Source organism: Suttonella sp. R2A3 (assembly GCF_021513215.1).
Lineage (GTDB): Bacteria > Pseudomonadota > Gammaproteobacteria > Cardiobacteriales > Cardiobacteriaceae > JAHUUI01.
The window spans coordinates 212421-234468 of the sequence record NZ_CP090975.1; the positions used below are offsets into that span (position 1 = coordinate 212421).

Here is a 22048-nt window from a genome sequence, read left to right on the forward strand (position 1 = left end):
CTGTGTTAGCTGAATGTATGGCTAAGAGCGCCTAATAACTGTGCCTATCATAGCACGAGTGATAAGTTTTCTAGTATTGCCTGTTTTAGAACGCTAGGCTGAATTGACAGTATCGACTATCCTTAGTTGAGGTGCAAAGAAGTGATTGGGAGTTGTGCGATGAGCAAAGTACTGATTCTGTATTATTCCGATGGTGGCGCAACCATGGCTTTGGCTGATGAAATATTACAGGGTGTGGAAGCGGTTGCCGGTGTGGAGGCTGTGCTGCGCACAGTGCCCACGATTGTTGATGGTGCTTGTGTTGACAGCAAGAGCGTCCCTGAGCAAGGTGCACTTTACGTACAACCTGAAGATATACGTGATTGTGCGGCACTCGCGCTCGGCTCGCCAGTTCATTTTGGACAGCTCGCTGCCCCATTACAGCATTTTTTTGCCAAGCATATCGGCCTGTGGCTATCCGGTGCCCTGATCGACAAACCAGCAACCGTTTTTGCCAGCGGTGGAAGTATGCACGGTGGACAAGAGGCTATTTTGCTCAATATGATGATTCCGCTACTGCATCATGGCGCTGTGCTTTGCGGTATTCCTTATAGTGAAGGCGATTTGCACGCAACCCGCAGTGGAGGGACACCTTATGGCGTAACCCATGTCGGTGATAGCGCAACACTTAGCGAAGAAGAACGTCGCTTAGCACGAGCTCAGGGTAAGCGATTAGCGCAATGGGCGCTTAAAGCGCAACACAAGGATTAATATGTACCGTTTGACGCACTTTTTTATCACGCTGTTTATATTGGCCGCCACCCCTATCCTCTTGGCGCAAAGCGCTTTGACCGTTGAAGTGATTTCTCCGCAGAGGGGTTTGGTGACTGAAAAAATTAACGCTATCGGCTACCTACAAGCCAAAGAACAGGCGGTGGTTAATGCGCGCTTAAATGGGGCAACGCTTGAAGAAATTCTGGTGGATATTGGTGATCGGGTTGAGAAAGGGCAAGTGCTTGCGCGTTATGATCAGTCGATGATCGAACAGGAGCTGATTCAAGCCAAAGCACAAATGCGCCAAGCAGAGGCGGGGCTAAGCCAAGCGCGCAATAATGCAGCACGTGCACAACGTCTATTGAAATCCAATGCGATTAGTCGCGTGGAAGGCGAGCGTTTACTCACCTCAAACGATGATGCAAGCGCACAACTCAGTGGCGCAAAAGCACAATTGGCCGCGCAAGAATTACGCTTAGATTATGCGACGGTACGTGCGCCAGTCGCTGGTGTTATTAGCGATAAACAAGCTGTGTTAGGCTCAACTTCTGCAATTGGCCAACCGTTGTTTAGTTTGATTGTTGATGGTCGTTTGGCCTGGCAGGCAAAAGTGAGTCAAGACAAAGTGTCAGGGATCGAGATCGGCAGTCCTGCCACGGTTCGCTTAGATGATGGTAATAATATTACTGGCGAAGTCTATAATATTGCGCCAACGGTTGATCCCCAAAGTCGCGAAGTGCGCGTTTTTGTGTTGCTCGAAGAAGATCCTGCTTTACGCGCGGGGATGCTGGTCAATGGCTCGTTTGCTGTGGGCGAAAGTGAGCAGTTGCTGATTCCGGCGAGCAGCGTGCAGCGTGAAGATGGGTTTGCCTACGTCTGGCGCGTGAATGATCAAGATAAAGCCCAGCGTATACGCATTGAATTAGGTGATCGACTCGATGACCAATGGGTGGTACAAAAAGGGTTAGAAGAAAACGATCGAGTAATCGTGCGCGGTGGCGGTTTTTTAAACGAAGGCGATGAGGTTCGCGTGGTGAGCACACCGAGTCAAGACTCATGAATTTTTCAGCGTATTCAATCCGCAATCCGTTAGTTGCGATTGTTTTATTTGTACTGCTAACCGTTGGGGGTTGGCTCGGCTTTGAGCGAATGAAAGTCCAACAGTTCCCGGATATGGATTTTCCGGTTGTCGTGGTTACCGTGATTATGCCGGGTACTTCACCAGAACAGCTCGAAACCGATGTTGCCAAGGTTATTGAAGACCAGGTCAGCGGCATCGAAGGAATAAAACGCATCTATACCACGGTACAAAATGGTGCGGTGACGCTGGTGATAGAATTTCGCCTGGGTTATGACATTCAAACAGTGCTTGATGAAGTCCGCTCCTCAGTTAATGAGATTCGTGGTGACTTGCCCGCTGACGCCGAAGAACCGATCATTTCAAAAGTCGGTACCAGTGGCTTTCCGATTGTCACCTACACGATTGCCAGCGATAGCTTAAGCATTGGTGAGCTTTCCTGGTATGTTGATGATGAAATCAGCAAATTGTTATCAGGGATCAACGGCGTAGGCAGTATCGTGCGTGTGGGCGGCTTGGAGCGTGAAATTCATGTGGATGTTGATCCGCTCGCGCTTTCAGCTGCTGGTGCAAGCATTAATGATGTGTCTAATCAGCTCAATTATGTACAACAAGACGCCCCTGGTGGCGAGGCAAGTATCGGGGAGAATAAGCAACCGATTCGCGCGTTAGGTGGGGTCACGAATGTTGATGATTTAGCCAATTTATATTTGCCGATCGGTCAAGGCGCGAATGTACGCTTATCGAGTATTGCTGAGGTGAGCGATGCTTATGCGGAACAATCTTCGATTGCCATGCTCGATGGTGAACCGGTGGTCGCTTTTGAAATCACGCGCAGTCGCGGATCGAGTGAGGTTGAGGTTGCGAAAAGGGTGGATGAAGCATTAGCTGATCTAATGCAAATGCAGCTGCATCTTAGTTTTGAGCGTGTTTATGATCTGGCAACACCAGTTGAACAAGATTATCAGGCATCGCTAAAAATGCTCATTGAAGGTGGGTTGCTTGCAGTTGTCGTGGTCTTTTTATTCCTGCGTAATATTCGCGCAACACTGATTGCTGCGGTTGCTTTGCCGCTGTCGATTATCCCCACTTTTATTGGCATGTATCTGTTAGGCTTCAGTCTGAATTTGATTTCTTTACTCGCACTGTCGTTAGTGGTCGGGATTCTAGTTGATGATGCAATTGTTGAGATCGAAAATATTATGCGTCATTTGCGAATGGGTAAAACGCCTTATGACGCGGCGATGCAAGCCGCAGATGAAATCGGTTTGGCGGTTATTGCGACAACCTTCACCCTGATTGCGGTGTTTTTACCAACCGCGTTTATGAGTGGGGTAGTTGGTCAGTTTTTTAAACAGTTTGGTTGGACAGCCTCAATTGCTATTTTTGCCTCTTTATTGGTTGCGCGCCTGCTCACACCGATGATGGCTGCGTATTTAATTAAGCCAGAAAAACCTCGTGAATATAAAGAAAGCGCGTTGATGGGCGCCTATTTGAGGCTTGCTGATTGGGCGATACGCTGGCGTTGGTTAACGCTTGCTTTAACGATTGTGCTATTTGTGGGCTCATTAGCGCTTGCGCGGCTTTTACCTAGTGATTTCCTACCTGCTGATGATCTTTCCCAATCTCGGGTGGAAATCGAACTAGCACCTGGGGCAACGATTGAAGAAACCTTAGAAGTGAGCGAATGGACGCGTCGTGCGGTAATGGATATAGACGGTATTGAATCGGTGTATTCATCCGTTGGCCACATGCAAGCGGGTATGGATGGACCGAGCAATGCCGGTGCGCATGGTTCGACACGTAAAGCTGCGCTGAATCTGGTGTTGAGTCCGCGTAGTGAACGGATCAATAAGACGGCGATAGAAGCCAAAATCCGTGAGCGATTACAATCCATTCCCGGGGCGCGGTTTAAGGTTGGGTTGAATAACGGTGGGGAAAGTGGCTATAAAGTGTCGCTGACTGGGGAGGATTGGCCATTGTTGCGCCGTACTGCACGACAGTTGATGAATGAGATACGCGACATTCCAGGGGTGAGCAATGTACGCAGCAATGAAGGGATTGCCCGTGAAGAATTGCAAATCATCCCGGATACGACTGCGATGGCCGCGCATGGCGTGAGCACAGCGGCATTGGCGCAAACCATTCGCGTGGCAACCATGGGTGATTATGCGCAGTTACTCTCGAAACTCAACGTCGATAAACGTCGCATTCCGATCCTATTGCGCTTGGCGCCAGAATACCGTGGCGACATCGCGACGTTAGAAAACTTACTTGTTCGCACCAACCAAGGCCCGGTGCGTCTCGGTGATGTCGCGCGTCTGCATTTTGGTTCAAGCCCATCGGCGATCAACCGCTTTGAACGCTCGCGTGAAATTTCCATTCAAGTAGAGAATAACGAAGGTGAGTTGGGTGCATTGGTTAAAGCGGTTAAGAATACGCCAACGATGCAGCAATTACCGGCTGGGGTGAAGACAACCGATCTGGGTCAAGCTGGCGATATGGCAGAACTCTTTAACGGGTTCAAAATCGCGATGATGGTTGGGGTGCTGTGTATTTTTGGCGTGCTGGTACTCTTATTTCACCGCATTCTGCATCCGTTTACGATCCTTATGGCGCTGCCTTTGTCGGTCGGCGGGGCGTTTGTTGGGCTGTTACTCAGTGGCGCAGGGCTGTCGATGCCGTCATTGATTGGCTTGGTGATGCTGATGGGCATTGCCACCAAAAACTCTATTTTGTTGGTTGATTACGCGATTATTGCCGAACAAAAAGGCAAGGTGCGACGTGAAGCCTTGCTGGATGCGTGTCGTAAACGTGCTCGGCCGATTATTATGACCACTATAGCGATGGGCGCAGGGATGTTGCCGTTAATTTTTGGCTGGGGTGAGGTTGATAGCAGTTTCCGCCGCCCGATGGCGATTGCCGTATTCGGTGGACTGATTACCTCAACCATGCTCAGTTTGATCGTTATCCCGACGTTTTATACTTTTATGGATGATTTGGCACAGTTTGTTAAGCGTCTATGGGGCAAAGGTTCACACAAAGAGGTGTCTCAATGACGCGACAACAATGGGGATACTGGCTTACTGTCATTTCGGCGGTAGCGTTATTATTAAGTTATGCAACCGCCGTATGGTTTTTCCGTAGCGAAAGCCCGATGCAGATGATTCTTGGTGCGTCAATGACGCTCCTGCCATTGCTGCTCTATACTCCTCGAGCAATCATCAAACAACCCAGAGCCTTTGCCGCGCTTGCGCTGTTGGCACCCATCTATCTATTTTTTGGTGGCGTGGTGTGGATCTGGGGGCGAGCACTGTTTGGTGCGTGGTTATGTTTGTGGGCGCTCATACTGGAAATCGGTGCGATTTTGCATAATTTCCAAAAAAGGCGCCATAAAAAGTAATATTTACTGCGTTTCGGTGTTTCTGACAATAAATGCTGTATACATGCAGCATTTTGTTTTATTTTCGCGCATATAGGTGCGTATAAACGGCCCATTCACTTTATGAGGCTTTATCACTTTGACGAAGTTGGCCTTACTGTAAGCATTGATTGAGTGTGTAACGCAAATAAAGTGCTGGTAGCGTAAGACGTTCTTGATTTTCCCAAAATGTGTTGAGAGAGTAGCGTAGTTGCTGGCGGTAAATTGGTTTAAGTTGGCGCAGCATCAATACAGCCTTGCTACTATTGATACGACTTTGAGGCGTTGTGAGTGGTGCGGTATAAGGCTGTGGGGATAGCGGCAGGCACTGTGTGCAGAGTTCGAGATAATACGCATTTTGTTTGGCTTCGTTTTCGCTGCTGAGGCTGGCACACAGCGCAAGTACTTGCTCAATATGTACTTGCACGGCGCGATAATCTAACGTTTGTTCGCTTGAGGAAGATAAAAAATTACGTAATATAAGGTAGTAACACCATTCAAAAAAACTAAATTCATGATCTAGTTGAATGAGTAATTTGATTTGTTGGCGTAAGGCATGAATTGCTCTATGTTCTTCGGGGCTACTATCGTGTAGGTAATGGGTGAATAATGGTAATTGCGCTAATGGATGAACCTCACTTAGGTGCTTAAGGTAGCGTGCGCAATGAGCTTCACGGTGCTGATCAATGATGTTATTAAAACGCAGTTCAAACAGAGTTTGTGTGCTGTGGTAGATAAAAAATGACAGAATTGCCGCCTCACGGTGTTCCGTGGTGGGTGTATCCAAGGGCGTGAGCGGTTGAGATTCTTGTTCTTGCGCGATTAACAACGGATAGATAATACTTGCGGTAAATAATGCTTTATGTTGTATTTGTGGTTTATCCGTATCACTTTTACTCATTTGCTGGCGCATTTTAAAAACGATGGCCTCAAGCTCCTCTTTTTTGGCAACAGTACCATAGCGGCTGATGCGTTCTTCCAGTGGTGGGTGTGTAGCAAATAGTGATGGGGCTTCGTGATAAAGCAAAAAAAGAAAATGCTGTTGTGCGCGTGCTGGGTGAATGAGCTGACCATTGTGTATTTTAAGTGCCAGCGCTTTTTTTAAGGTCATGACTAATGCTTCGCTATGGCGGGTGAATTGAACTGATCGAGCATCGGCCATCCATTCGCGCTCGCGCGCGAATTTTGCTTGCATAAATCGTCCGTATAGCATCATGATGATTCCGCTAAAGCCAATGAGTTCACTAATCACGATGCTAACATTTGATACCCCGCGTATATCGCCTAAATGCCAAAATTTCTCCGGCGCGGTGTGGACGTGTTCATCTTTGCGGTGGCGGAATTCACTGAGTAAATAATAGCCGTATAGCATGGCAGATAGCTTGCTATAAATGGCAATATCTTCGTTGACGATGTGCCCAATTTCATGTGCTACTAGGGCTTGTAATTCATCGCGGGTGAGATAATTTAACGCGCCTTGTGAGACAGCTAGAGCAATGCTGTTATTTGCGCCGCCCATGACCAGCGCATTGATGCTTAAATCACGACGCAATACCATGGTGGTTGGTGGTAAAACACCGGCAGCAATCGCCATTTCTTCAACAACATTAATTAACTGCCGATCACGGGGGTTGATGACAGCACGTACCAATTCACCACCTAGAGCCGCAAGATGTTCAATCGCGGATCGTTCGCTGTAACGGCGACGTGCTTCGTAATAGCCATAGAGTAATGTTATCAGAACGGTGGTGGTAAACGCGGCACTGGGTAGCCATATTTTGGGGTTAGTTAAATCCACCAGCCAATGGTTACTGCCAAAGATAGTTTGTATCAACCAAAAGCTGATCACGGCGTAGAATAGGCCGCTTATCATGGCACCAAACCAGAAATAGCGGTTAAGTCGTTTACTGGTACGCAGTGCTTCCTGGTGATGAAGCTGAAATAGTGTGGAAGATGGCATTGCGCTTAAACATTATCCAAAATCAACCTTAATGGGCTGGTGTTTATATTCAATATCGTCAAATTCGAGCCATTGGTGCGCTTTGAAACCAAATAGTTTAGCGGCAATATTGTTGGGGAAGGTTTGTGAATACGTGTTGTATTGGGTGACATTGTCGTTGAAATGCTGGCGAGCAAAAGCAATACGGTTTTCAGTGGAGTTTAGCTCTTCATGTAACTCGGCAACGCGTTCATCGGCTTTCAAATCAGGGTAATTTTCAAAAGTGGCGTAAAACGCGCCCATGTTTTTCCCAAGCAGTTGTTCCGCACCAGCAAGCTTGGCTATATCCGGTAGACCACCTGTTTCACCTGGATTTTTTAATACGTCTGAGGCGTGGTTACGTGCAGCAATGACACTGGTTAATGTTTCCTGTTCGTGTTGCATGTACTTTTTGGCTACTTCTACCAAATTAGGGATCAGGTCGTGACGACGCGTCAATTGCACATCGATTTGCGAAAAAGCATTATTGACATCATTACGTTGACGAATGAGGCTGTTATAAATGGCGATAAACACCAATATAATCAATACTATAATACCAAAACTTACTTTGACCCACAAAGCGTCCATAACTTCTCCTGTTAATGGTATTGAATGCAGCAAGCGCATTTTATCACGCTATTAACGCTTGGGTTTTGTTGATTTTTCGCATACAATCGCCGCCGAGTTCGCCAGGCAATCGCTGATGCGTTAAGCATTGGAGGAAAGTCCGGGCTCTATAGGGCGAAGTGCCGGGTAACACCCGGGCAGCGAGAGCTGATGGAAAGTGCCACAGAAAATATACCGCCTGCAAGGGTAAGGGTGAAATGGTGCGGTAAGAGCGCACCGCGCTTGTGGTAACACAAGTGGCAGGGTAAACCCCACTTAGAGCAAGACCAAATAGGGAATCGATGCGGCGGCCCGTCGTGATTCCGGGTAGGTTGCTAGAGGTAGCAGGTAACTGCTATCGCAGATGAATGATTGTCCACGACAGAACCCGGCTTATCGGCGAACTCAACTGTCCTCGTAGCTCAATTGGATAGAGCGTTCCCCTCCTAAGGGAAAGGTTGCAGGTTCAATTCCTGCCGAGGACACCATATATTATTTTCTTTATCTTTCAGAACCCCTTTATTATTTATTAAAATCAGCTTATTAGTAAGCTTCTAGCCTTCTTGTCCCTTCTTGGGGTATGATGCAATTACATTAAATGTGTGGGTAAAAATGTGGGTAAATTTAAATAACCCCTTTTTTATAGAGTACAAAAACTCACCACAAGAATTGTTTGCATGAGGCGTTAATATGGCAGGTAAGCTTTCAGATAGATTTTGCAAAACCGTTGCTGAGCTTGGCAAGTATGCCGATGGTGGGGGTTTGTCTTTTCGTGTGACAAAATCGGGCAAGTATTGGCAGGGGCGGTATCGCTTTGATGGAAAGGCTAAAACTGCATCATATGGCGTTTACCCACAAGTTAGCTTAGTAGAAGCTAGGGCAGCGCATGCAGCACTTAAACTTAAGCTGGCCGATGGTATTGACCCGATGGCCGAGAAGAAGCAGGCGAAGAAAGAAAAAGAGATTGAAGAAAAAGCCGCTTTTGATAAATTCGCGCTTGATTGGGTGGCTGTCACCAGTGAAACAAAGGGGTGGAGTAAGAAACATATCAAAATAATAAATGGATTTTTAAATCTCTATATCTTGCCTGCCTTTGGTGCTTCAGATATTCGGGAAATTTATGCGCCTGAGATTGTGAGATTCGCACAAGGACTTGAGAAGCAAGGCAAGCATGAAACAGCGCGTAAATGCCTTAGAACCGTTACTCGCATCTTAACTTATGCGGTAGTGCTTGGCATCAGAGAAAGCAATCCAGCAGTAGGCTTGCATGGTGTGCTATCTAAGCATGATGCTGAAAATATGCGGCATGAGATAACCCCTGATGGAATAGGTCGAGTGTTGCTTGCGCTTGAGCGTGCAGAAACCACACTACCAGCGGTAAGAGCGTTTATTAAGTTGCAGCCTATGTTATTCACTAGGCCATCAGAGCTTCGCACGATGCGCTGGGATGAATTGAACTTAGAAGAAGCGCTGCTGCAGAAATCCGCTGATGCTATGAAAACAAGGCGTGAACATCTTGTGCCATTACCCAAGCAAGCATTAGCGATTATTGAAGAGATGAAGCAGCACACTGGGCATTGTGAATATGTATTAGCTAACACAAGGACTGGGAAGCCCATCAGTGAAGGCGCTGCGCACCGCTTGAAAATCAGGAATGGATTGCACGATGTAATCACGTGGCATGGATGGCGACACACAGCAAGTACTTTGCTTAATGAGCAAGGCTACAATGCTGACCATATCGAGATGCAGTTGGCGCATGTGAGCGGAGGCACACGTGCTGTTTACAATAAAGCACGATACCTTGAGCCAAGGCGCGAGATGATGCAGGAATGGGCTGATTACCTTGATGGATTGTTAGCGCAAGCGAAAGAAGCAGAAAAGCACAGTTAAGTTGATTAATGATTTTGGTTATGCCTAGCCTGACGGGGCGAAAGTGGACACCCTATCCATTGGCATAATCATCTTTTTAGGGTTTCGCTGTGGGGGCGATTATGGATATTATTTCAAAAGCTAAAGAATGGGTAACTCTAAATGAAGCGGCATCTATATTGTCGCGAGAGCTTAAGCAAGATATAAGTATCGGGGATATATATCACTTGGCCTTTAATAAAAGGTTAAATTTATCTTTCATTACTACATCAACAACAGTGGGTTGTATAGTTTATGAAAAACAAGCAGATGAGATTTTTCAGGTGTATAAGGAGATTGTTAATAAACACACGCCTAAAGACGATAAGTCTCTATTTGAAAAATTAATAGAATCTGATTTGGCTTTTACAATTTTACCGACAGAAGATGCTTTGTATAAACCAGTGGGTCGCTCATTATTGGAAGCTGGCCGACCGTATTATTTAGCAATGATTGGTAATGAGAGATTGGATATAGAAAACTCTTTTTATCAGGAAGTAAAAATCCAGTCCCCTGAGTATATAAATATTGATGGTTTTTTTATAAAAGATGGACAAAAGATATTGTCTGTTAAAGAGAAACTTAATGGAGAAGATATACCAGCTTCTGGAATTGATAGTATGGAGTATGCAAGCTATGTATGTACGATTGAATCAATCGAAAGTTTTTTAGCATCGTATTCAACAAAGAAAGAAAATACAGATATACACCCTCGCGAAGAAGCGTCCTTATTACTAATCCTTGCGGCAGTTTGTAAGATGAATCCTTTTAACCCATCAGAGCGAGGCAGGGCAAAAGGTGTCAGAATTGAGCTACAACAACTGGGCATAGATATGAGCGAAGATACAATCAGGAAATACTTAAAACAAATTGGTGATGTGTTGGACAGAAGAAAAACCTAATTAGGAAACCCAAAACCTAATTAGGCTTTACTTAATCTATTAACCCTACGATACCCCTTAGCACATAGTGGCTGCTTCGTTAGTTAATAGAGGACTTAATATGTCTACACCGAAAAAACCGCAAGATATTAATTATCGCGGATTACCTGATAACGCCAATTTGCGCATGCGTGATGTGGTGATTTTAACCAGCCTTTCAGAGGCGACCATTCGCAGGCTGATGAAAGCGGATAAATTCCCAAAACCGAGAAGCTACCCACATACACGTGGGATGTTTTGGACTGCAGGTGAATTGTTTGCTTGGCTTGATGAAAGCATGGGGGTTGCGTAATGAAAAAGGCAGCTACCCCAATACAAGATAGCCGCCCAACTGCTTCAGGGTATATCTTACCAAAAAAACTTCAGTCAGTTATAGCTGAATTGTTGGCGCGATTGCTAGAAGGTCAAACATTAAGCCAGCATGATGCTACTAAGATTCTGAGTACTACACGCTTAAGTGCTTATATCTATGAGTTACGGCATACCTATGGCTGGGATATTGAAACATTGGATGAAACAGCGCCATGTGCTGATGGGCGCACTGCAAGCTATGGCCGTTATCGGTTGATACCTAGTGAGCTTTACAAGCTTTCTACTGAAGAGCGTGAAAAATGGATTGAAGCAGTTTATCAAGCGCGCTTAATATTGCGTGAAGGCGGTGCAGCATGAGTATCTATTCTGATGCGCTAAGCTTTATTGATCCGAACATGCCGAGGAATGATTGGGTTGGCGTTTTGGCAGCATGTAAAACTGCTGGGATTGCGTTTGATGATGTGGTGGCTTGGTGTGAACCAGCCGCCAATTTTGAGAGCGTGAAGGATGTGCGCAGCGCTTGGAATAGCATTACTGATGGTATCGTCCCTGATGGGTATCTAATCAAGTTAGCGCGTGAAAATGGTTACTCATCGGCCAGCGCACCAATAGCAAAACAGCGTAGAAAGCCACCAGAGCTGATTAAAGACGATATAGCTACCATTCAGCGCATACTTGGTAAAACCGCTTCATTTGGCGATACAGTGCGTTTTATAGCAAGCTATCTGTATAACAGGGGCTTGGATTTGTCACCGCCTGCGATTTTGCGAGCTGCTGAGCTTGATTATTGGCATGATGGGCGGATGGTCGGGCGATTTGATTGTATGGTCGCACCGATAACTATGGGCGCTGAATTGCGTGGGTTGCACTTAACTTATCTTAGTGGAGGCCGCAAGCTGCAAGGCTACCCTGCAAAGAAAATGCGTACTCGCTATTCAGGCGCGATTAGTGGTGCAGCAGTACAGCTATATAAACCAAGCGAATATCTAGCAATTGCTGAAGGCATAGAAACAGCATTAGCAGTGCGACAGATAACAGGCTTGCCAGTGTGGGCTTGCTTGAGCGCAGGCGGCATGGAAAAAATCATACTGCCACCAATTAAGAAGCTATGTATCTTTGCTGATAATGATGATGCAGGCATACAAGCCAGTGAGCGATTAAAAGCGCGTGCTATCAAGCAGGGCATGAGCTGCGAAATAGCTATACCTGAGCAATCAGGCGCTGATTGGCTTGATGTATTGCGAGGTGGTGACAATGAGTGAAATTGAAGCATTGGAAAAGCTAGGGATTAATCTTACCGAAGTAACTAATCAACAATTCACCGTTACCGATGAAGGCATTTTTCACAATGGCAGCAGCTCAGAGAAGATTTGCGATTACTTCACCGTTGAAGGTGATGCTATTGATGATAATGGCGTGCGTTATTACATATTGAAAGCCGATAATAAGCTGTTTGCTTTGGCTTGGGCTGATTTGGGCGATAACCAAGGATGGAAAGTGATGCGCGGTGTTATTCGTGGCATACCACCCGATACAAGGCGCAAAAATAAGCTGGTGGAGTTTATACAAACACGCGATATATTAAAGCGGTGGGCGTTGACTGATACAGCAGGTTGGCATGGTGATGCTTATATTTTGCCGAGCGGTGAAATCATTGGTGAAGCGGATGGCGTTTTATTTCAGAGGCCGCAAAAAATCAGCGCGTATGGTGTCGCTGGTACTCTTGAGGATTGGCAGCAGCACCTTGGGCGCTATATCGTAGGTAATAGCCGTTTTTGTTTGATGATGGGCGCAGCGTTTGCTGCCCCAATGATTGAATGGTTTGGTATCGAGGGTGGCATTTTACATTTGTATGGAAGCAGCTCAGGCGGCAAAACCACCGCTCAACGATTAGCACAATCGGTATGGGGGCATGGCATACATTCTTGTGAAACTTGGAATGGCACAGGTTATGCGTTGACCAATACAGCAGCAGCCAGGAACAACGGCCTGCTATCTCTTGATGAGATTGGACAGGATGAGCGAGGCAATGCTGCTACTCAATGTACATACAGCATCAGCAACGGCAAAGGCAAGATACAAGGCGCTAAAGATGGTGGTAATCGTCCCGAATTGCGCTTTTGTGTCTTGGGGGTATCATCAGGCGAGATAACCTTGGATGAGCACTTAGCGCGGCATGGCAAACAAGCTATGGCTGGCCAGTTGGTGCGTTGCCCTTCAATCAGTCATGAGCTTGAAGCTGCGCATGGATTTGAGAGCATGAAAGCGTTTACCGACCATATCAATGATGCAGTTACTCGCTATTATGGCGAAGCAGGGCGCGTATTTATCGCTGAGATTGTTAAAGATAAGGCAGCAGCTAAAGAGCGCGCTAAAGAGCTATACCAGCGCTTTCTTGATGAGCTAATAAGCAATCATGCCATGGGTAAGCAGCAAAGCAGGGCGGCAAGATTATTTGCAGCTGCTTATGTTGGTTTAATCATGGCGAAGCAATACGGCATTATCGGTATCGATGAAAGCGATGCGCGAGAAGGTGTTAATGCTTGCTTGATTGATTGGCTAGAGAAGCAGCCACAAGGACTGTATGAAGATGAGCGCATTAAAGAAAACGCGATTGATACCATGCCGACACTGCAGCCGCAATTTGTGAGCATAATTGCAGAAGGCACAAACCATGTATTCAGTGGTGATTATGTTGGTTTTGTCGCTGATGATGGCGAGGGGAAAATCTATGATGTATTGCCTGCCATGTTCAAAAAGTACTTTGCTTTAGGTGACAATGCCGCTGCGATGAATCGAGCTACCCAAGTACTGGGTAACGATATGGGATGGTTAAACAAGCCGAAAGGCAAGGGCTGGCAACATGTACGTAGATTCAATGGCGAATCAATAAAGGTATATCGCTTTCGAGGGATAGCTCCACCTGAGTAATAAACCATCAGGACACAAACAAGCCCACCCGATGCGGTGGTTTTTTTATCAGCTAAAAAAACGAGCGACCGAAGGAGCGACCACTCGCGAGCACAAGTACATAGAAAATGGAGATTATTATGAAACGTGCTCTTTACTTGAGTATATGCCTATTTATGAAGAAATCAAGAAAAAGGTAGTAACAGTAGTAACACCCTAGTAAACACTGGGTTTTAGGTGGTAACTTAGGTAGTAACTTGGTAGTAACTGGGTAGTAACTATATCTATTAAAATTGATGGTTACCAATGCGGTTACTACTAGGGTTACTACCACGGCAAAGAAAAACCGCTTATAAATCAATGCGGTTACTACCGTTACTACCGTTACTACCGTTACTACCGTTACTACCGTTACTACCTATTTTTGCGTTATAAATACAATCAGCGATTTAAAACTTACCCCATGCAATCATTTACAAGGAGAACTTAAAATGAAAAACATTAATGACACAATCGACAACCTAGACAGATTCACATCACAAGCGCAAGCCGCTATCGTTTGCTTGTCAGCTGATAACAATTTCGAACAGCTATCAGCGGAGATAGTCGCCGATGCGCTATGGAACATTGAAGACCGCTTAGCCGATATTAAGCGAGAGATTAGAGCGTTAACGGAAACCAAAACCGAACACCCGCAAATGTAAATAATGTTAGTTATCAATAACTTACAACATACATACGCGCAACCTGAACACCTAACCGAACACTAGGGGGTAAATGTTCGGGCGCTTCACCCTGAAGACCGAAACACAGATAACAAAGCAATCGCTAATCCAGTTTTTACCAGTTAATAGTAATCATTATCAGTACATTTTATGCGGTAAGTGGTGAATTGTTGCAATGTCTTAGCGATGGTAAATCGGCTTTTAATTGTTTGCTGAATTGCAAAATGTGGGTAAAAAAGTGGGTAAATAATTTTACCCACAATAATAAACTCAATATAAACAAATGGTTAAATATATAGTTTGATTTCTGCCGAGGACACCATTTTCAGGGCTTATAACCAGTAGCGATAAGCCAATATCGCGCTCATAATGATCGAGACAATAATCACCATTGGCCGGATCAGTGCATTCCCTTTATCAATAATCAGGTTTGAGGCGATACGCGCACCGACCAGTTGACCAGCTGCCATCGCGAGCCCTGATAACCAAACGATACTGCCGCCGATCATAAATAGCACTAAAGATGTCACATTGGTTGCTGCATTATAGGCTTTGGCTTCAATGGTCGCGTTGCGTAAGTTTTTGCCGCGTAAGGTGATTAAGGCAAGTAGGAAGAAACTTCCTGTACCAGGGCCTAAAAAGCCATCATAAAAGCCAATCGGAAGAGCCGCTGAGACGGCAAACAGGGGCAAAGCCATGCGTGCATCACGATCAAACTCACCAACACTCGGCATAAACAAGAATATGAAGGCAACGACGAGTAATAAGATTGGGATGACGGTTTGCAGCCATTGATTGGGTAAAAATTGGACGGTGAGTGTGCCTGCGCCAGCACCGATAATCGTAGCAATTAAGCCGGGTAAGATTTTCCGCCAGTCGAGTTCGCCACGGCGAATAAAATAAACACTTGCGGAAACCGTACCAAAGCTGCCTTGCAGTTTATTGGTCGCTAGTGCGGCATCTGGTGGTAGTCCGCTCATCAATAACGCCGGTAAGGTAATCATCCCACCACCACCAGCAATGGTGTCGACAAAACCGGCAAAGATGCCGGTGAGTAGCAGTAGGATAAGAATCAGCTCATAACTCATGCTTGTAAACATTTAACCCGGTCCATTGATCGAGTTGGTGGGTCAGTTTATCCACCCCTTGTTTTTTCAGGCTTGAAAAGGTTTGGATGGTGAGTGGCGAAGGGAAATCCGCCAGTTCGCGTTCCACAGAAAGGAGTTGCTTTTGTTGCGCACCTTTTTTTAATTTATCGGCTTTGGTGAGGACAATGTGTGCGGGCAGGCCACGTGAGGCGCAGCATTCAAGCATGGTGATATCGAGGTTTTTTAGCGGATGACGGATATCCATTAAAATCACCACCCCACGAAGTGGTTCACGGGTGAGCAGATAATCACCGAGTAATTTCTCCCAGTGCGCACGAACTGCAGGAGGGACGTTGGCATAGCCATAGCCAGGTAAATCGACGAGATAACAATCAGGCTTTGGCAGGGTGAAATAATTGATTAACTGCGTACGCCCAGGCGTTTTTGATACCCGCGCAAGCGCTTTTTGATTGGTTAGCGCATTCAGTGCGCTCGATTTGCCCGCATTTGACCGCCCGGCAAAAGCGACTTCAACTTCGCTATTCTCGGGTAGTTGATTAAGGCTGTTTGCAGAAAAGGCAAACATGGATTGCTGGTAAGATCTATGCATATTATGATAAAATTTTTAGCTGATAAGACTGTATAATAGTGCAGTATGATAAACCATAAGAATCCGACAATGGAGCTCATCATGAAAAAAGGTATTTTGGCAGTAGCTGTGCTAACGCTCAGCGCATCAGTAATGGCAGCTGGAGACGCCGCTGCAGGCGAACAAAAAGCAGCGGTTTGTATGGCATGTCATGGACCTGGTGGGGTGAGCGCGAACCCAGAGTGGCCAAGCCTTGCTGGTCAGGGCGAAAAATACCTTATTAAACAGTTGCATGATTTTAAAAATGGCGACCGTGTGAATGCGGTGATGGCGCCTCAAGCGGCGATGCTTAGTGATGAAGATATGGCGAATCTTGCCGCTTATTATGCTTCACAAGAAGCACCTAAAGCAAAAACCAAAGGCGCAGGAGAAAATCCTGAGGAAATGCTGGCTTTAGGTGAAGCGCTGTATCGCGGTGGCGATATGGAAAAAGGCATTCCAGCATGTTCGGCGTGTCATGGTCCAACCGGTGCAGGGATTAGCGTTGCTGCTTTCCCACAACTTTCTGCTCAGCATGCAAAATACACCCGAATACAGCTAGATGCCTTTAAAGCGGCGTCAGGTTCCTCTGACCAAGCAACAGATGCCCCAGTGCCGTCAGCTGTTCGCGCTAATGATCCTAATGCGATGATGCGTGATATTGCTTCGCAAATGACGCCAAAACAAATTGAAGCGGTTGCTTACTATATCCAAGGTTTGAATTAATCTTGAGTGAGACGCCTTGGTGGCACAAAGCGCTTGATGATTTAACTGATCAAGAATGGGAAGCGCTTTGTGATGGATGTGGCTTGTGCTGCTTAAACAAAATGGAAGACATTGATACGGGAGAAGTTTACTTCTCCCGTGTTGCTTGTCCATTGCTTGATATTGAGGCAGCGCGTTGCAGCGATTATGCACATCGTGCAGAGAAAGTGCCTGATTGCTTAAATTTGCGTGATCTGCCGCGTAAAGATTTTGGTTGGTTGCCGCCGAGTTGTGCGTATCGCCTGCGCCATGAAGGTAAACCGTTACCACGTTGGCATTATTTAATTAGCGGTGATCGGCAAACGGTCCACCGCGGTGGACGAAGCGTTTGTCATTTCGCATTATCTGAAGAAGATGGACATGCGATCGATGATCATTTATTGTTTCGGTTGGAAGATATTTTAGGGAGCGGTTAGGAGATGAATGAAAGCAGCCTGATTTTTGTGATTCGTGTGGTGGCTGTGGTACTGGTGTTGATTATTATCGGCTTGGTGCTATTTAGTATTTGGCGCGCGAAACAGTTTGCTGGACGTGATTTTGATCATCCAAAATACCGCAGTTCCGCTCTTGATGGGGATGTGGCATTAGAAGCTGATACACCCGAGAATTTTGAAATCGGCAAGGTGGCCGTACAACAGAAAACCGAGCAACTCAATCCTGAGCTTTTTGCTGAGGTAGATACTAACAAACCAGCAACAGCGACTAAACCGTCAAAACCGCTCAAGCTTCCAAAATCAGCGAAACCGCTTAAAAAGCCTAAGCCGGAAATGCCGCTGAAGCAATACACTAAACCGGTAGGGCAACCTTCGATGACCTTGCCTTATACCGTGATGGCGCGTTTTGGTAAACACTTTACCGGTAAAGCGATCGCAGATATGGTCAAGACTTTTGGTCTGACTCGCTCACCGAATGATGCCTTTGAGTTAATTGGTGAAGATGGCAGCGAAGTGGTTTTTAGTGTGCTCAATGTCCGTAAACCCGGTGTGTTTCCTAAAGATCTATCGAGCCTGTCGCAGGTTGATGGGTTGATGCTGGTGATGCAATTGCCAGTTGGTGATGATGCAGTCAAATCATGGGAAATGTTTACCGCGATGGCGCACGAAATCAGTGAAATGCTTGATGGTCGCCTCTGTGATCACACCCGTCGACCGATTGGTGATCAGGATTTGCTCAAATACCGCAAAGCGGCTGAGCAATTCGACGCCCAATATACACAGTGGTTACAACAACAACGATAATCGATGAACACAGCCGCTGAACCAACGCTCAACGAACTGCGTGAGCAAATTCGTGCGCATGATTACCGCTACTATGTGCTCGATGAGCCGAGTATCGCGGATGTTGAATACGACGCATTAATGAACGAATTGCGCCGACGTGAAGCGCAAAGTTCTGAGCCGATTCCTGTTGATTCACCCACCCAACGCGTTGGCGGTAAAGCCGATGGTGCATTTGCCAGCATTACCCATACAGTGCCGATGCTCTCGCTCGATAACGTGTTTAGCGAAGAAGCATTTCGTGAGTTTTACCAACGCCTACAGAATCGCCTGAATCAAAATGAGACTTTAGCGCTGTCCGCGGAACCTAAATTTGATGGTTTGGCAATGAGCCTACGCTATGAGCGAGGTGTATTAGTCAGCGCCGCGACGCGTGGCGATGGATCAGAAGGCGAAGACGTGACTGCGAATGTGCGTACGATTAGTGCGATTCCGTTACGTTTGCGCGGTGATGCGCCGGAAGTTCTGGAAGTACGCGGTGAAATTTATATGCCGCATGCCGCATTTGAAGCCTTGAATGATCATGCGCTGGCTAATGATCAAAAAACCTTTGCCAATCCGCGTAACGCGGCTGCCGGTAGCTTACGTCAGCTTGATCCGTCGGTCACAGCAAAGCGGCAATTGGCATTTTTTGCTTACGGTCATGGTGAACTACAGGGGGTTGATTTACCGGCAACCTATAGCGAATGGCTTGAACGTTATCGCGAATGGGGGATACCGGTTTGCCCACTACAAACACCAATCGATGGCCTACAAGCTGCACAAGATTATTATGCAAAACTGGGCGAGCAGCGTGCAATGCTGCCCTATGATATCGATGGGGTGGTGTTTAAGTTAAACCGCTACGATCAGCAGGCTCAAGCTGGCTTTGTCTCGCGTGCGCCACGCTGGGCAATCGCTTGGAAATTTCCAGCGGTTGAGAAAACGACCGTCGTTGAAGCAATCGACGTACAAGTTGGACGCACGGGTGCCATTACTCCGGTTGCGCGTTTACAAGCGGTCGAAGTTGGCGGGGTGACTGTAACCAATGCCACCCTGCATAATGCCGATGAAGTGGCGCGTAAAGACGTTCGTGCTGGTGATACGGTATTTGTACGCCGTGCTGGTGATGTGATTCCAGAGGTGGTGAAAGTCGTGCTTGAGGCGCGTCCGGATGGTACACAGCCTTTTGTCATGCCTTCAGCTTGTCCGGTGTGTGAGGCTGAAGTGATTAAGCCTGAAGGAGAAGCTGTAGCGCGTTGTAGCGGGGGCTTGCATTGTTCGGCACAACGCGTGCAGGCGATTATTCATTTTGCTTCTCGCCAAGCGCTTGATATTCAAGGTTTGGGCGATAAACTCATTGAAGCGGTAGTGTCGCGAGATTGGGTTCATAGTCCAGCCGATTTATTTACTTTGAGCGTTGATGATTGGGCGTCATTGCCTCGAATGGCTGAAAAATCTGCGCAAAATGTCATCGATGCCTTATCTGAGGCCAAGCAGACGACGTTACCGCGTTTTATATATGCCTTAGGTATTCGAGAGGTTGGGATTGTCAGTGCTAAATTGCTCGCCAATCATTTCCACAGCCTTGATGCATTACTTGCAGCTGATGAGACGATACTGCAAAATGTTGACGGCATTGGGCCGGTCATGGCGAGTTATATTGCCCATTTCTTCACCGATCAGGAAAATATTACGGTGATTAACGCGTTACTCGATGCGGGTATTCACTGGCCAGCCATGCCTGAAGTCAATGATAATCAACCCTTACCATTAGCAGGGAAAACTGTGGTGCTCACCGGAACGCTGCCCAGCTTGACCAGAGATGAAGCTAAAGCCATGCTCGAACGCTTAGGAGCAAAAGTCAGCGGCAGTGTCTCGGGAAAAACGGATTATCTTTTGGCAGGAGATGCTGCGGGCAGCAAACTAACCAAAGCGCAAAAACTTGGTGTGCAAGTGATTGATCAGGCGCTACTACAACAATGGATGGATGATTATGACTCAATGGATTGATATGCACCCCGAGCGGATAAATCCACGCCATATTAGCCAAGTCGCTGATGTGATTCGTGAAGGTGGGGTGGCAATATTGCCGACAGACAGCGGTTATTCGTTGATTTGTGGTTTGGATGAGAAGAAAGCGGCTGAACGTATTCGCCTGGCACGTGATTTATCGCACGAACACCCGTTTACGTTGTTGTGTAGCGACTTGTCACATCTAGCGCATTATGCCAAAGTCGATAATGTCCAATTTCGTTTGTTGAAAACGCTGTTTCCGGGTGCATTTACCTGTGTGTTACCGGCGAGTCGAGAAGTACCACGTCGGGTACAAAATGATAAACGCAAAACCATTGGTTTGCGTGTGCCTGATTATGCAGTGATTTTGGCGGTGATTAACGCAGGTGATGAAGCGTTGATGTCGGTATCGTTGTTTGATGAGGATCACCCACGCGTGAGTGTGTATGATCTGCCTGATAACATCGTCAACCAGGTTGATATTATTATTGATGTCGGAGAGTTGGCCAACCATCCATCGACCGTGTTAGATTTAACTGAAATGCCGCCGCAAATCATACGCCAAGGTGCGGGCGATGCGTCGGCACTTATCAAGTAAAGGATAGAATTATGAATAAGCGGGTACTCACCGGCATTACGACCACCGGCATTCCCCATTTAGGTAATTACGTGGGTGCGATTCGCCCGGCTGTGCAATCAACCGAAGGTAATAGCGACGATGCCTATTTCTTTTTGGCCGATTACCATGGGATTATTAAATGTCATGATCCTGAGCAAATTCATGAATCTACGTTGGCAATTGCAGCAACCTGGCTGGCGTGTGGCTTGGACCCAGAACGGGTCACGTTTTATCGGCAGTCGGATATTCCTGAAATTCCTGAGCTGACTTGGGTTTTTCATTGCGCTTGTGCTAAGGGCTTGATGAATCGCGCACACGCGTATAAGGCTGCGGTGGACGCGAATAACGCTGAGGGTAATACAGATCCTGACCATGGGGTTTCCATGGGCCTATTCAGCTATCCAATATTGATGGCCGCTGATATTTTGCTGTTTAACGCCACCCATATACCGGTTGGCCGCGACCAGATTCAACATGTCGAGATGGCGCGTGATATCGCAGGGCGTTTTAATCATCGCTATCGTGATATTTTTGTATTCCCTGAAGCGGTGGTTGATGAACAAACCGCCTTACTCACCGGGCTTGATGGTCGTAAGATGAGTAAAAGCTACGGTAATACGATTCCTTTGTTTGATAGTGAGAAAAAATTACGCAAAGCGATTATGAAAATCGTCACTAATTCGCAGCAGCCGGGTGAGCCGAAAGATCCTGATGATTCAACGGTGTTTGATATTTATCGCGCGTTTGCCAGTAAAGAACAAAGCAACGAAATGCGCCAGCGTTACGCTGATGGCATAGCCTGGGGTGAGGCAAAACAAGCGTTGTTTGAATTGATTAATGCTGAAATTGGCCCATTTCGTGAGCGCTACGAAGCGTTGATGAGTAACCCTCAGGAAGTGGAGATGATTTTGCAGCGCGGTGCGGAGAAAGCCCGTGATGAAGCGCGCGGGCGTATTGCAGCGGTGCGTGAAGCGATTGGTATCCGCTCTTTAGGGGCATAAAACGATTGTAAACCTTGCTAAAGTGACATCGTTGTTG

At 46.6% G+C, this 22048-nt stretch carries 21 protein-coding genes, 1 tRNA gene and 1 other RNA gene; 19 read left to right on the top strand and 4 right to left on the bottom strand.

Features of this window, described 5'->3' with window-relative positions; translation table 11 throughout:
* The first annotated feature begins 159 nt into the window (after positions 1-159).
* The 4 genes from wrbA to L0B52_RS01100 are packed head-to-tail and all read left to right on the top strand — an operon-like array spanning position 160 to position 5234.
* Positions 160-750 (top strand): NAD(P)H:quinone oxidoreductase, encoded by a 591-nt coding sequence (gene wrbA / locus L0B52_RS01085; RefSeq protein WP_235064695.1) that lies wholly within the window; start codon positions 160-162, stop codon positions 748-750.
* Between the two features lies 1 nt (position 751).
* Positions 752-1813, top strand: coding sequence for an efflux RND transporter periplasmic adaptor subunit (locus L0B52_RS01090; protein ID WP_235064696.1), 1062 nt, complete (start codon positions 752-754; stop codon positions 1811-1813).
* Positions 1810-4890 carry an efflux RND transporter permease subunit gene (locus tag L0B52_RS01095; RefSeq protein ID WP_235064697.1) on the top strand — a complete coding sequence of 1027 codons (3081 nt, stop codon included), beginning with the start codon at positions 1810-1812 and terminating at the stop codon, positions 4888-4890. The genes L0B52_RS01090 and L0B52_RS01095 overlap by 4 nt, the downstream gene beginning before the upstream one ends.
* Positions 4887-5234, top strand: coding sequence for an ABC transporter (locus L0B52_RS01100; protein ID WP_235064698.1), 348 nt, complete (start codon positions 4887-4889; stop codon positions 5232-5234). The genes L0B52_RS01095 and L0B52_RS01100 overlap by 4 nt, the downstream gene beginning before the upstream one ends.
* Positions 5235-5367: 133 nt before the next feature.
* Here L0B52_RS01100 and L0B52_RS01105 read toward each other — a convergent pair whose 3' ends face one another.
* Positions 5368-7212: a M48 family metalloprotease gene (locus L0B52_RS01105; protein ID WP_235064699.1), complete on the bottom strand. Its 1845-nt coding sequence runs from the start codon at positions 7210-7212 to the stop codon at positions 5368-5370.
* Positions 7213-7224: 12 nt separating this feature from the next.
* The gene (locus L0B52_RS01110) at positions 7225-7821 is read right to left on the bottom strand and encodes a LemA family protein (RefSeq protein WP_409202301.1); all 597 of its coding nucleotides are present in this window, start codon (positions 7819-7821) and stop codon (positions 7225-7227) included.
* A gap of 93 nt (positions 7822-7914) precedes the next feature.
* Between L0B52_RS01110 and rnpB the strand changes: the two genes are divergently transcribed.
* The 9 genes from rnpB (at position 7915) to L0B52_RS01155 (ending at position 14617) form a co-directional block, all read left to right on the top strand.
* Positions 7915-8251: RNase P RNA component class A (gene rnpB, locus L0B52_RS01115), an RNA gene on the top strand.
* Positions 8251-8327: transfer RNA gene (locus tag L0B52_RS01120), tRNA-Arg, on the top strand. Before rnpB ends, L0B52_RS01120 begins: the two co-directional genes overlap by 1 nt.
* Positions 8328-8529: 202 nt before the next feature.
* Complete coding sequence (locus tag L0B52_RS01125) at positions 8530-9732, top strand: integrase arm-type DNA-binding domain-containing protein (protein WP_235064701.1); 1203 nt, start codon at positions 8530-8532, stop codon at positions 9730-9732.
* Positions 9733-9833: 101 nt separating this feature from the next.
* Positions 9834-10652 (top strand): hypothetical protein, encoded by an 819-nt coding sequence (locus L0B52_RS01130; RefSeq protein ID WP_235064702.1) that lies wholly within the window; start codon positions 9834-9836, stop codon positions 10650-10652.
* A gap of 100 nt (positions 10653-10752) precedes the next feature.
* Positions 10753-10983 (top strand): AlpA family transcriptional regulator, encoded by a 231-nt coding sequence (locus L0B52_RS01135; RefSeq protein WP_235064703.1) that lies wholly within the window; start codon positions 10753-10755, stop codon positions 10981-10983.
* Complete coding sequence (locus L0B52_RS01140; RefSeq protein WP_235064704.1) at positions 10983-11360, top strand: helix-turn-helix domain-containing protein; 378 nt, start codon at positions 10983-10985, stop codon at positions 11358-11360. The genes L0B52_RS01135 and L0B52_RS01140 overlap by 1 nt, the downstream gene beginning before the upstream one ends.
* Positions 11357-12265, top strand: a complete 909-nt coding sequence (locus L0B52_RS01145; protein WP_235064705.1) for a toprim domain-containing protein — start codon at positions 11357-11359, stop codon at positions 12263-12265. Before L0B52_RS01140 ends, L0B52_RS01145 begins: the two co-directional genes overlap by 4 nt.
* Complete coding sequence (locus L0B52_RS01150) at positions 12258-13934, top strand: DUF927 domain-containing protein (RefSeq protein ID WP_235064706.1); 1677 nt, start codon at positions 12258-12260, stop codon at positions 13932-13934. Before L0B52_RS01145 ends, L0B52_RS01150 begins: the two co-directional genes overlap by 8 nt.
* 470 nt (positions 13935-14404) lie before the next feature.
* Positions 14405-14617: a hypothetical protein gene (locus tag L0B52_RS01155; protein ID WP_235064707.1), complete on the top strand. Its 213-nt coding sequence runs from the start codon at positions 14405-14407 to the stop codon at positions 14615-14617.
* A 353-nt stretch (positions 14618-14970) separates the two neighbouring features.
* Here L0B52_RS01155 and L0B52_RS01160 read toward each other — a convergent pair whose 3' ends face one another.
* Together L0B52_RS01160 and yihA are read right to left on the bottom strand one after the other, a co-directional pair.
* Positions 14971-15726 carry a TSUP family transporter gene (locus L0B52_RS01160; RefSeq protein ID WP_235064708.1) on the bottom strand — a complete coding sequence of 252 codons (756 nt, stop codon included), beginning with the start codon at positions 15724-15726 and terminating at the stop codon, positions 14971-14973.
* Complete coding sequence (gene yihA / locus L0B52_RS01165; protein ID WP_409202297.1) at positions 15716-16312, bottom strand: ribosome biogenesis GTP-binding protein YihA/YsxC; 597 nt, start codon at positions 16310-16312, stop codon at positions 15716-15718. Before yihA ends, L0B52_RS01160 begins: the two co-directional genes overlap by 11 nt.
* Positions 16313-16417: 105 nt before the next feature.
* Here yihA and L0B52_RS01170 point away from each other — a divergent pair, with 105 nt between their 5' ends.
* Genes L0B52_RS01170 through L0B52_RS01195 form a run of 6 tightly spaced genes read left to right on the top strand, consistent with a single transcriptional unit; the run spans position 16418 to position 22011 of the window.
* Positions 16418-17080, top strand: coding sequence for a cytochrome c4 (locus L0B52_RS01170; protein ID WP_235064710.1), 663 nt, complete (start codon positions 16418-16420; stop codon positions 17078-17080).
* 2 nt (positions 17081-17082) lie between these two features.
* Positions 17083-17535, top strand: a complete 453-nt coding sequence (locus L0B52_RS01175; RefSeq protein WP_235064711.1) for a YcgN family cysteine cluster protein — start codon at positions 17083-17085, stop codon at positions 17533-17535.
* 3 nt (positions 17536-17538) lie between these two features.
* Positions 17539-18357 (top strand): cell division protein ZipA C-terminal FtsZ-binding domain-containing protein, encoded by an 819-nt coding sequence (locus L0B52_RS01180; protein WP_235064712.1) that lies wholly within the window; start codon positions 17539-17541, stop codon positions 18355-18357.
* Between the two features lie 3 nt (positions 18358-18360).
* Positions 18361-20388, top strand: a complete 2028-nt coding sequence (ligA, locus tag L0B52_RS01185; protein WP_235064713.1) for an NAD-dependent DNA ligase LigA — start codon at positions 18361-18363, stop codon at positions 20386-20388.
* Positions 20372-20989: an L-threonylcarbamoyladenylate synthase gene (locus L0B52_RS01190; RefSeq protein WP_235064714.1), complete on the top strand. Its 618-nt coding sequence runs from the start codon at positions 20372-20374 to the stop codon at positions 20987-20989. Before ligA ends, L0B52_RS01190 begins: the two co-directional genes overlap by 17 nt.
* Before the next feature lie 11 nt (positions 20990-21000).
* Positions 21001-22011 carry a tryptophan--tRNA ligase gene (locus tag L0B52_RS01195; RefSeq protein ID WP_235064715.1) on the top strand — a complete coding sequence of 337 codons (1011 nt, stop codon included), beginning with the start codon at positions 21001-21003 and terminating at the stop codon, positions 22009-22011.
* Positions 22012-22048 lie beyond the last annotated feature (37 nt).

What these genes read in the sequence shown, in the direction of transcription:
- L0B52_RS01110 (WP_409202301.1), bottom strand. Translation starts at nt 7,821, where the DNA reads ATGGACGCTTTGTGGGTCAAAGTAAGTTTTGGTATTATAGTATTGATT.
- L0B52_RS01150 (WP_235064706.1), top strand. Translation starts at nt 12,258, where the DNA reads ATGAGTGAAATTGAAGCATTGGAAAAGCTAGGGATTAATCTTACCGAA.
- L0B52_RS01130 (WP_235064702.1), top strand. Translation starts at nt 9,834, where the DNA reads ATGGATATTATTTCAAAAGCTAAAGAATGGGTAACTCTAAATGAAGCG.
- wrbA (WP_235064695.1), top strand. Translation starts at nt 160, where the DNA reads ATGAGCAAAGTACTGATTCTGTATTATTCCGATGGTGGCGCAACCATG.
- L0B52_RS01105 (WP_235064699.1), bottom strand. Translation starts at nt 7,212, where the DNA reads ATGCCATCTTCCACACTATTTCAGCTTCATCACCAGGAAGCACTGCGT.
- L0B52_RS01180 (WP_235064712.1), top strand. Translation starts at nt 17,539, where the DNA reads ATGAATGAAAGCAGCCTGATTTTTGTGATTCGTGTGGTGGCTGTGGTA.
- ligA (WP_235064713.1), top strand. Translation starts at nt 18,361, where the DNA reads ATGAACACAGCCGCTGAACCAACGCTCAACGAACTGCGTGAGCAAATT.
- L0B52_RS01090 (WP_235064696.1), top strand. Translation starts at nt 752, where the DNA reads ATGTACCGTTTGACGCACTTTTTTATCACGCTGTTTATATTGGCCGCC.
- L0B52_RS01095 (WP_235064697.1), top strand. Translation starts at nt 1,810, where the DNA reads ATGAATTTTTCAGCGTATTCAATCCGCAATCCGTTAGTTGCGATTGTT.
- L0B52_RS01135 (WP_235064703.1), top strand. Translation starts at nt 10,753, where the DNA reads ATGTCTACACCGAAAAAACCGCAAGATATTAATTATCGCGGATTACCT.
- L0B52_RS01155 (WP_235064707.1), top strand. Translation starts at nt 14,405, where the DNA reads ATGAAAAACATTAATGACACAATCGACAACCTAGACAGATTCACATCA.
- L0B52_RS01125 (WP_235064701.1), top strand. Translation starts at nt 8,530, where the DNA reads ATGGCAGGTAAGCTTTCAGATAGATTTTGCAAAACCGTTGCTGAGCTT.
- L0B52_RS01170 (WP_235064710.1), top strand. Translation starts at nt 16,418, where the DNA reads ATGAAAAAAGGTATTTTGGCAGTAGCTGTGCTAACGCTCAGCGCATCA.
- L0B52_RS01140 (WP_235064704.1), top strand. Translation starts at nt 10,983, where the DNA reads ATGAAAAAGGCAGCTACCCCAATACAAGATAGCCGCCCAACTGCTTCA.
- L0B52_RS01190 (WP_235064714.1), top strand. Translation starts at nt 20,372, where the DNA reads ATGACTCAATGGATTGATATGCACCCCGAGCGGATAAATCCACGCCAT.
- L0B52_RS01100 (WP_235064698.1), top strand. Translation starts at nt 4,887, where the DNA reads ATGACGCGACAACAATGGGGATACTGGCTTACTGTCATTTCGGCGGTA.
- L0B52_RS01160 (WP_235064708.1), bottom strand. Translation starts at nt 15,726, where the DNA reads ATGAGTTATGAGCTGATTCTTATCCTACTGCTACTCACCGGCATCTTT.
- yihA (WP_409202297.1), bottom strand. Translation starts at nt 16,312, where the DNA reads ATGTTTGCCTTTTCTGCAAACAGCCTTAATCAACTACCCGAGAATAGC.
- L0B52_RS01195 (WP_235064715.1), top strand. Translation starts at nt 21,001, where the DNA reads ATGAATAAGCGGGTACTCACCGGCATTACGACCACCGGCATTCCCCAT.
- L0B52_RS01145 (WP_235064705.1), top strand. Translation starts at nt 11,357, where the DNA reads ATGAGTATCTATTCTGATGCGCTAAGCTTTATTGATCCGAACATGCCG.